Consider the following 8,588-nt stretch of genomic DNA (forward strand, 5'->3'; position numbering starts at 1 on the left):
ACCAGTTTAGACCCAATTGAGAGAAGGCCCATGGCTCAGCCACACAGTGCGCGCAGTCGCGCCATCGAACCCTTCCACGTCATGGCCCTGCTGGCCCGTGCCAACGAGCTGCAGGCCGCGGGCCACGACGTGATCCACCTCGAGATCGGCGAGCCGGACTTCACCACCGCCGCGCCGATCGTCGCCGCAGGCCAGGCCGCCCTGGCCGCCGGGCACACCCGCTACACGGCGGCCCGTGGCCTGCCGCAACTGCGCGAGGCGATTGCCGGGTTCTATGGCCAGCGTTACGGTGTGGACCTCGATCCGGAGCGCGTGCTCATCACCCCTGGCGGCTCCGGCGCCCTGCTGCTGGCCAGCAGCCTGCTGGTCGATCCGGGCAAGCATTGGCTGCTGGCCGACCCGGGGTATCCGTGCAACCGGCATTTCCTGCGCCTGGTCGAAGGTGGCGCGCAGCTGGTGCCGGTGGGCCCGGACGTCAATTATCAGCTGACCGCTGATCTGGTCGAGCGTCATTGGGACAAGGACACTGTCGGCGCCCTGGTCGCCTCACCGGCCAACCCGACCGGCACCGTGCTCGACCGCGACGAGCTGGCCAGCCTTTCCAGGGCCACCCGCGAGCGTCACGGGCATCTGGTGGTGGACGAGATCTACCACGGCCTCACCTACGGCATGGATGCGCCGAGCGTGCTGGAAGTGGACGATGAGGCATTCGTCCTGAACAGTTTTTCCAAATATTTCGGCATGACCGGCTGGCGCCTGGGCTGGCTGGTGGCCCCGCCGTCGGCGGTGGCAGACCTGGAAAAGCTGGCGCAGAACCTCTACATCAGTGCCCCGAGCATGGCCCAGCACGCCGCGCTGGCGTGCTTCGAGCCGCAAACCCTGGCCATCCTCGAAGAGCGCCGCGCCGAGTTCGCCCGTCGCCGCGACTATCTGCTGCCGGCATTGCGCGGGCTGGGCTTCGGCATCGCCGTGGAGCCGCAGGGGGCCTTCTATCTGTATGCCGATATCAGCGCGTTCGGCGGCGATGCCTTCGCGTTCTGCCGGCACTTCCTGGAAACCGAGCACCTGGCATTCACCCCGGGTCTGGACTTCGGCCGGCACCAGGCCAGTCACCATGTGCGTTTCGCCTATACCCAGAGCCTGCCGCGCCTGGAAGAGGCGGTACAGCGCATCGCCCGTGGCCTGCAGAGCTGGCAGGGCTGACCGATGCAGTTTCCGCCCCTGGAACAGGCGCGCCTGCTGCGCCGCTATAAACGCTTCCTGGCCGACATCGAGCTGGCCAGTGGTGAGCAGATCACCATTCATTGCCCCAACACCGGCTCAATGCTCAACTGCATGCGCGAGGGCGGACAAGTGTGGTTCAGCCGCTCCAACGACCCCAAGCGCAAGTTGCCCGGTACCTGGGAGATCAGCGAAACGCCCCAGGGCCGCCTGGCCTGCGTCAATACCGGGCGTGCCAACGCCTTGGTGGAAGAGGCGCTGCGCGCCGGGGTGATCAGCGAACTGACTGGCTTCACCACGCTCAAGCGTGAGGTGGCCTATGGCGAGGAGCGCAGCCGGATCGACTTTTATCTGGAGTATGCCGACGGCACCCACGCCTATGTCGAGGTCAAGAGCGTAACCCTGGGTTACCCCGACACGCCGGTGGCGGCCTTCCCCGACGCTGTCACCCAGCGCGGCGCCAAGCACCTGCGCGAGCTGGCCACTCTGGCGTGCCAGGGTATCCGCGCGGTGCAGCTGTATTGCGTGAACCTGACCGATATCGAGGCCGTTCGCCCTGCCGAGGAGATCGACGCCGCCTATGCCCAGGCCCTGCGCGCCGCCGTGGCGCAAGGGGTCGAGGTACTGGCCTACGGCACCCGGCTGGATGCGCAGCAACTGGTCATCGACCGTCCGCTGCCGGTGCTGCTCACTCCGTGAGCCAGATGCCCTGGCTGTCTTCCCGGCAGTCCAGGGCCTCCAGCCATTCGCCCGCGCAGGGGCCAGTGATGCATTCGCCGCTTTCTATCAGGAACTGGGCCCCGTGATGGGCGCACTGGATCAGGCTCGCGCTGTCGTCGAGAAAGTTGTCCGCTGCCCAGTTCAGCGGGATGCCCCGGTGCGGGCAGCGGTTGCGGTAGAGGTGGACCTTGCCCTGGCGGCGCACGCCGAACAGCGGCACGCCGGCTACGCTGAAGGCGCGGCTGTGGCCCTCGGCGAGGTCGTTGGAGGCGCAGAGAAAATGCATTGCAGCGGAGTTTCCGGTTAAGCCGTGTGACAAAGGGATGGCTTGACGCTTCAATGCGAATAATTATCAAATTGCCCGCATTCGTCGCGCCAGGCTGTCTATGGTGCGCACTTGTGCCGCCCGCCACAAGGTGTGCTGCCCGCCCTCTGCAAAGGAATCCGATGATGCGCCGTCCCGCTGCCTTGATTGCCCTGTGCGCCGGTCTTGCCCTGTCCGCCCAAACCATGGCCGCCGAGCTGCCGCAGCGCTGGGTCAGCGCCGGTGGCGCCCTGAGCGAGTGGATCAGCGCCCTGGGCGGCGAGCAGCGGCTGGTCGGTGTCGACACCACCAGCCAGCACCCCGAGTCGCTCAAGGCGCTGCCCAGCATCGGTTACCAGCGCCAGTTGTCGGCCGAGGGCATCCTCAGCCTGCGCCCCGATGTGCTGGTGGGTACCGAGGAGATGGGACCACCGCCGGTGCTGGCGCAGATCCGCAAGGCCGGGGTGCGGGTCGAGCTGTTCTCCAGCAAGGCCGAGGTCGGCGCGGTGGACGAGAACCTCAAGCATTTGGGAGCGTTGCTGGGTGACGAGCAGAAGGCCGAGGCGCTGGCGGCGGACTATCGCCGGCAACTGGAGGCGCTGCACAAGCAGGTCGAGCAGGCCCAGGCCGGGCACAAGGCGCCCGGTGTCCTGCTGCTGGTCGGCCATGCCGGCGCCAAGCCGATGATCGCCGGGCAGGGCACCGCCGGGGACTGGGTGCTGCGCCAGGCGGGAGGGCGCAACCTCGCCGATCACCAGGGCTACAAGAACTTCTCGGTGGAGGCCCTCGCCGCGCTGAATCCGGACGTGGTGGTGTTCTCCGACCGGGCCCTCAGCGGCGAGCAGGCCCTGCAGGCGCTGATCAAGGAAAACCCGGCCCTGGCGACTTCGCGCGCGGTGCGCGACAAACGCCTGCTGTCGCTCGACCCGACGCTGCTGGTCGGCGGCCTGGGCCCGCGCCTGCCCGCCACCCTGCATGAGCTGGCCGCCAGCTTCTACCCTGCCGCCAAGGCCAGTTTCAACCCATGAGGCAGCGGATTCGACCACGTACCTTGTTCATTACCCTGGCGCTGCTGTGCCTGCTCGCGGTCTGGCTATCGCTGGCGCTGGGCCCGGTCAGCCTGCCGCTGCTCGACACCCTGCGCGCCGGTTTGCGCCTGATCGGCTTGCCGGTATCCGGCGAGGGCCTGGAGCAGGCCGAGATGATCCTCGGCCAGATCCGCTTGCCGCGCACTCTGTTGGGGCTGGCGGTCGGTGCCGTGCTGGCACTGTCCGGCGTGGCGATGCAGGGGCTGTTCCGCAACCCGCTGGCCGACCCGGGGCTGGTCGGCGTCGCCAGCGGCGCCGCTCTGGGCGCGGCGGTGGCGATTGTCGGCGGTAGTTGGCTGGGGGGTATTCCCGACTGGTTCGCGCCTTACCTGCTGTCGCTCTGCGCCTTCGTCGGTGGCCTGGGCGTGACGGCGATGGTCTACCGCCTGGGGCGGCGTGACGGCCAGACCAACGTGGCCACCATGCTCCTGGCCGGTATCGCCATGACCGCGCTGGGCGGCTCGGCGGTGGGGCTGTTCACCTACCTGGCCGACGACGCCACCCTGCGCACCCTGACGTTCTGGAACCTGGGCAGCCTAAACGGTGCCAGCTACGAGCGGCTATGGCCCTTGCTGCTGGTGGCGGCGGCCGTGGCCCTGTGGCTGCCGCGCCGGGCGCAGGCGCTCAACGCCTTGCTGCTGGGCGAGTCGGAAGCCCGACACCTGGGCATCGAGGTCGAAGCGCTCAAGCGCGAACTGGTGTTCTGCACCGCGCTGGGCGTGGGGGCGGCGGTTGCCGCTGCCGGCCTGATCGGCTTTATCGGCCTGGTGGTGCCGCACCTGGTGCGCCTGGTGGCGGGGCCGGATCACCGGGTGCTGTTGCCGGCGTCGCTGCTGGCGGGCGGTACCCTGCTGCTGTTCGCCGACCTGATTGCGCGTCTGGCCCTGGCCCCGGCGGAATTGCCGATCGGCATCGTCACCGCCTTCATCGGGGCGCCATTCTTCCTGTTCCTGCTGGTGAAGGTACGTAGCTGATGCTCGACGTCCAAGGGCTGTCCCTCAAGCGCGGTGGTAGCCAGGTGCTGCACGACATCAACCTGACGCTGCGGCCCGGGCAGGTTCTCGGCGTGCTCGGGCCCAACGGCGCTGGCAAGAGCAGCCTGCTCGGTGCCCTGTGTGGCGAACTGGCGCCCAGCGCCGGGCAGGTCCACCTCGATGGTCGCGGTCTGGAGGGCTGGTCGGGGCAGGAACGGGCCCGCCGGCTGGCGGTGTTGCCGCAGGTGTCCAGCCTGGGCTTCGCGTTCAGTGTCGAGGAGGTGGTCGGCCTCGGTCGCCTGCCTCACGCCAGCGGCCGCCAGCGTGACCAGGAGATCGTCGAGGCGGCGCTGGCGGCGGCGGATGCGGGGCACCTGGTCGAGCGCAGCTACCTGGCGCTGTCCGGCGGCGAACGCCAGCGCGTGCACCTGGCGCGGGTGCTGGCCCAGTTGTGGCCCGGCGAGCCGGGTACCACGCTGCTGCTCGACGAGCCCACCTCCGCGCTCGACCCGCTGCACCAGCACACCACGCTGCAGGCGGTGCGCAGCTTCGCCGACCGTGGCGCGGCGGTGCTGGTGATCCTGCATGACCTGAACCTGGCGGCGCGCTACTGTGACCATATCCTGCTGCTGGAGCAGGGCCGCTGCCACGCCCTGGACACCCCGCAGCAGGTGCTGACACCGGCGGCGCTGCGGGCGGTATTTGGTATCGATGTCCTGGTCCAGCCTCACCCGGAGCGCGGCCACCCGCTGATCATCACTCGCTAGGAGCCTTTCACCATGCGCCATCCTGTGCTGTCCGGCCTGTCCATCTGCCTGGCGCTGGCGCTGGGAGGTTGCCAGGCGAGCCTGCCACCCGTGCCGGCCTGGCAGGGTATCGAGGGCCGCGACAGCGCCCAATTGGGGCAGATCATCGAGTTGTCCAGCGGCCAGGCCTTGAGCCCCGGGCAGCTGGTCCAGCGCCTGGCCGATGCGCCACGGGTACTGGTGGGTGAAAAGCACGACAACCCCGACCACCATCGCCTGCAGCTCTGGTTGCTGCGCGCCCTGGAGAGCCGCCGCCCCCAGGGCAGCCTGCTACTGGAAATGCTCGAGCCATGGCAGCAGGCCCTGGTCGATGCGCAGAAGGGCAAGGTGTTGCCGGCAGCCGACCTGCCCAAGGCCCTCGACTGGCAACCTGGCTGGGACTGGGCGCTGTACGGGCCGATCATCCGCGAGGCCCTGGGCCAACCTTACCCGTTGCTGGCCGCGAACCTGTCGCCGGAGGAAGTCCGCCAGGCCTATCGTCAGCCCGTGACACCACCGGGTGAACGCTCCAATGCGCCGGCCGTGGTACAGGCGCTGCTGGCACAGGTGCGCGCCGGCCACTGCAACCTGCTGCCGGAAAACCAACTGCCGGCGATGCTGGCGGTGCAGCAGCAGCGCGACCGACGCATCGCCGAGCGGCTGCTGGCCGCGCCGCAACCGGCGCTGCTGTTCACCGGCAGCTACCATGCGCGCAAGGACCTGGGCGTGCCCCTGCATCTGGCCGACCTCGACGCCAAGGCCGAGGGCAAGGTGCTGTTGCTGACGGAAGTGGGGGAGACGGTCGAGCCGGGCATGGCCGACTTCGTCTGGTACACCCCGGCGACGCCGGAGCAGGACTACTGCGCCCAACTGCGCAAGGCGCACTGAATCGCGGGCAAAAAAAGACCCGGCAAAGTGCCGGGTCAATAACCGTGATTAGCCTGATGAGGAGATAATCTGAGCGTCCGAACCAGGGAGCATTCAGGTTACCCAACCGGTCTCGCGACCAGCTGTGATAATCATAACGATTCTCATTTCGGAGTCAATGCCTTTTCCAATTATTTTTCGTTTTTCTGTGACGGGCATTTCGCGTCGAGCTGTTGGTTCAGCGCTTGCTTGCGTTCGGCCGGCAGGTCGTTCCAGTGCATGTCCAGCAGGGCCCCCTCGATGGCGTACAACAACACCTTCGAAGCCCGGAATCCTCGCGTTCTCACGGCTTGATAGGCACCCACCGCGCCGAGCCGGCGCAGGTCCGAAGCACTGTGGATACCGACGGCGTGCAGCCATTGCGCGGAGGTCTTGCCAAGGTTTTTCAGATGCTGCAATTCATCGTTCATCGAGCCTCCTTGCGATGGCTGAACGGGTCGTGGGGATAAATCGCGAGCAGGTCAATGAGGAGTGTAGCGGGGGTTGGAAAATGCGCGGCCTTTTGCCATCTGTCGGCGACGGGATGCCCTTTTGCATCTGCAAACCTGGGCTTACTGAGCGTATTGATGGGGCGTAAAGCGCGAGCCTACTTGCGGACGCATCGCAGTGAATTTGATGGTAAGCCGCTCAGAGCCTAACAGTTAGCTTGCAGAAGTTGTCGCGCCATCCATGCCCCAGCAGGCAGGTATCGCGTGCGTTCAGTTTCTTGTCGATCCTGCACTGTGCGGTCTGCGACCGGCTTCATGTTGGTTCTTCAGGAGTTGGACCGGTACGGGACTCACGGTCTATCGCTTCCGGCCATTGCACCCTGGGGGCCAATCGGCGAATGGGGGTGAGTTCGAAGTCATTGTCCCAATCGCGGGGCGGGCGGACAAAGGTGGGAAGGGCGTCGGGGCCCTGTTGCATGAACAGTCTGATGATCTCCCAGTATCGCTTTCCATCCTCGATGTTATGGGTGAAGAAAAGACGGTCGATGATTTCATCGGTACCTGGCTTGCGGACTGCGATAAGGACTTTCTCGACGACTCCACCATTGCCCATGGGGGCGTAGACACTACAGGCTTCGGCGATGAGGTCTTGCCAGTCGTAGGCTACGGGTCGCACCCCCCATTTCTTTCTGCTGAATATGTGGATGCGATCAAATCGAAATTCATAAAAATAGACTTTTTGCCTGAGTCGGTTGAAGCGGATTGGTTCGTCGCGTGGAAGTTCGATATCCATGCGGACAAAGAATATAGTTGCCCAATATATGCCTGCTAGTGTGACAATTGCTATTGTGATTATGTCTGCTGCGGCTTTTATGCTTCCGGCTATTATCGTTGCTGCAAGAACTGCGATTGGTAATAGCGTAATTAGGAAGCATAGTGTGCCTCCAATGATAAATACTCCTCTTATTTTGTGAGTGGATCTAGGGATTTCTATGTAGGTGTCATTTATTTTGTTTGGTGTGGGTGGTAGTAAGGCTGCGTTAGTCTTTTGTATGGGCTTTTCATTGGGGAGAGGCAGGTCGCATTTCCAGCCCAGAGGATGGCGAGGTAGGTATTCATTGGTTTTAGTCATTCGTTGATCGCCTGGATTTCTAAGTGTGCATAGGCCTCAGGAGAGTTTCGGTCTGGCCAGTAAGTCACGTTTAAAGTTACAGCCTGTATGCTGTGCCTGCCAAGGCTTGGAGTGAGTTCTATGTGGCCGGTTATGAACTCGGTGGTAGTGGATCCACCGGAGTGCAACACGGCAGATTTTTTGCTGGTTTTTTGGCTGAGGGTATCTGTTCTGTAGTCTTTCACTTTGCGAGAGGGGCGCGACGAGGGTTTTTTCTGCGAGGTTGGCAATGGATGTAAAACCTCATGGGACCCTGTCGCGATGATCTCGCCGCTTGTGTAGTTGGACGGAACCCCATCGCCATGTCGGTGAGCGGTCAGGGACCAGTGATAGCTGTAGCTGGAGGCATCAATGTTGGGGAGGAGGATCTTGAATGTCAGCTTTTGCTCGGTGGCCGCTTGGGCAATCCATCCGATTTTAGCCGTGAGCGTGGGGTCGGCTCTTTGGGTTTCGAATTTTACGCCAGCTTCAACACCTAATGTAGCGGCGTTTAACTCTGCAAAGGCGATATCCGCATGTTCGGGATATTCCCAGTGAATGGCAGGGCTTTCATTGGCTTTGCCGAAATGACAACGTATTGCCCAACGCTCTATAGAGCTCGACTCCTTGCTTTCCGCCAGTTTGATCATGCCATAGGAGGCTGCAGCGAGGATAATCGCTATCCCTAAAGGGCCCATTAATGAAGCATTGAAAACTGCTATTGTTGAATAAATTACTCCTACACCTGATGTGGCTGCTGCAAAGGTGTAAGCTGATGCGGCTGTTTTATCCCCGCCTTTCCATGTTCGCTTCAAGGCAAACACTGCCTGTGCCGTATCGTAAATCCCGGCCACGGCCCCCATGACGGCACCTACCCTGACCGTTGCCCGCCCCATTTCTATGACTGTGGCCATCCGTGCCGTCCCCGCAGGTGTCATGGGTATCCTGGTGTTGATCTGCGTGGCGCCGGTCCTGATGATCAAGCCCAGCG

The 8,588-nt window shown here is 64.0% G+C and carries 9 protein-coding genes and 1 pseudogene; 6 read left to right on the top strand and 4 right to left on the bottom strand.

The window, feature by feature from the left end:
* Positions 1 to 30 precede the first annotated feature (30 nt).
* The gene (locus LU671_RS19695) at positions 31 to 1,203 is read left to right on the top strand and encodes a pyridoxal phosphate-dependent aminotransferase (RefSeq protein WP_203648070.1); all 1,173 of its coding nucleotides are present in this window, start codon (positions 31 to 33) and stop codon (positions 1,201 to 1,203) included.
* 3 nt (positions 1,204 to 1,206) lie between these two features.
* The gene (gene sfsA / locus LU671_RS19700) at positions 1,207 to 1,920 is read left to right on the top strand and encodes a DNA/RNA nuclease SfsA (RefSeq protein WP_232856615.1); all 714 of its coding nucleotides are present in this window, start codon (positions 1,207 to 1,209) and stop codon (positions 1,918 to 1,920) included.
* Here the strand turns inward: sfsA and LU671_RS19705 are convergent.
* Positions 1,910 to 2,227, bottom strand: coding sequence for a Rieske (2Fe-2S) protein (locus LU671_RS19705; protein ID WP_203648068.1), 318 nt, complete (start codon positions 2,225 to 2,227; stop codon positions 1,910 to 1,912). The genes sfsA and LU671_RS19705 overlap by 11 nt on opposite strands.
* Positions 2,228 to 2,388: 161 nt before the next feature.
* On the opposite strand from LU671_RS19705, the gene LU671_RS19710 reads away from it, so the two are divergent.
* The 4 genes from LU671_RS19710 to LU671_RS19725 are packed head-to-tail and all read left to right on the top strand — an operon-like array spanning position 2,389 to position 5,980.
* Positions 2,389 to 3,273, top strand: a complete 885-nt coding sequence (locus LU671_RS19710; protein ID WP_203648067.1) for a heme/hemin ABC transporter substrate-binding protein — start codon at positions 2,389 to 2,391, stop codon at positions 3,271 to 3,273.
* Between the two features lie 50 nt (positions 3,274 to 3,323).
* Complete coding sequence (locus LU671_RS19715; RefSeq protein WP_232856618.1) at positions 3,324 to 4,307, top strand: FecCD family ABC transporter permease; 984 nt, start codon at positions 3,324 to 3,326, stop codon at positions 4,305 to 4,307.
* Positions 4,307 to 5,074: a heme ABC transporter ATP-binding protein gene (locus LU671_RS19720; RefSeq protein WP_232856616.1), complete on the top strand. Its 768-nt coding sequence runs from the start codon at positions 4,307 to 4,309 to the stop codon at positions 5,072 to 5,074. The genes LU671_RS19715 and LU671_RS19720 overlap by 1 nt, the downstream gene beginning before the upstream one ends.
* A gap of 12 nt (positions 5,075 to 5,086) precedes the next feature.
* A complete protein-coding gene (locus tag LU671_RS19725) occupies positions 5,087 to 5,980 on the top strand; it encodes a ChaN family lipoprotein (RefSeq protein ID WP_232856617.1) in 894 nt (297 codons plus the stop codon).
* Positions 5,981 to 6,150: 170 nt separating this feature from the next.
* Here LU671_RS19725 and LU671_RS19730 read toward each other — a convergent pair whose 3' ends face one another.
* From LU671_RS19730 to LU671_RS19740, 3 genes and pseudogenes are all read right to left on the bottom strand, one after another.
* Positions 6,151 to 6,429: a TfoX/Sxy family protein gene (locus LU671_RS19730; RefSeq protein WP_203648064.1), complete on the bottom strand. Its 279-nt coding sequence runs from the start codon at positions 6,427 to 6,429 to the stop codon at positions 6,151 to 6,153.
* A gap of 331 nt (positions 6,430 to 6,760) precedes the next feature.
* Positions 6,761 to 7,579 (bottom strand): DUF6708 domain-containing protein, encoded by an 819-nt coding sequence (locus tag LU671_RS29530; RefSeq protein ID WP_326491843.1) that lies wholly within the window; start codon positions 7,577 to 7,579, stop codon positions 6,761 to 6,763.
* Positions 7,576 to 8,588 (bottom strand): annotated as a pseudogene (locus LU671_RS19740) (hypothetical protein); the annotation flags it as partial. The gene LU671_RS29530 and the pseudogene LU671_RS19740, both read right to left, overlap by 4 nt.

It is taken from the genome of Pseudomonas sp. NMI760_13 (assembly GCF_021283245.1).
GTDB lineage: Bacteria > Pseudomonadota > Gammaproteobacteria > Pseudomonadales > Pseudomonadaceae > Aquipseudomonas > Aquipseudomonas peradeniyensis.

Bases quoted from the DNA above. Each gene is read 5' to 3' on its own strand.
- LU671_RS19695 (WP_203648070.1), top strand. From the start codon at position 31: ATGGCTCAGCCACACAGTGCGCGCAGTCGCGCCATCGAACCCTTCCAC.
- sfsA (WP_232856615.1), top strand. From the start codon at position 1,207: ATGCAGTTTCCGCCCCTGGAACAGGCGCGCCTGCTGCGCCGCTATAAA.
- LU671_RS19705 (WP_203648068.1), bottom strand. From the start codon at position 2,227: ATGCATTTTCTCTGCGCCTCCAACGACCTCGCCGAGGGCCACAGCCGC.
- LU671_RS19710 (WP_203648067.1), top strand. From the start codon at position 2,389: ATGATGCGCCGTCCCGCTGCCTTGATTGCCCTGTGCGCCGGTCTTGCC.
- LU671_RS19720 (WP_232856616.1), top strand. From the start codon at position 4,307: ATGCTCGACGTCCAAGGGCTGTCCCTCAAGCGCGGTGGTAGCCAGGTG.
- LU671_RS19725 (WP_232856617.1), top strand. From the start codon at position 5,087: ATGCGCCATCCTGTGCTGTCCGGCCTGTCCATCTGCCTGGCGCTGGCG.
- LU671_RS19730 (WP_203648064.1), bottom strand. From the start codon at position 6,429: ATGAACGATGAATTGCAGCATCTGAAAAACCTTGGCAAGACCTCCGCG.
- LU671_RS29530 (WP_326491843.1), bottom strand. From the start codon at position 7,579: ATGACTAAAACCAATGAATACCTACCTCGCCATCCTCTGGGCTGGAAA.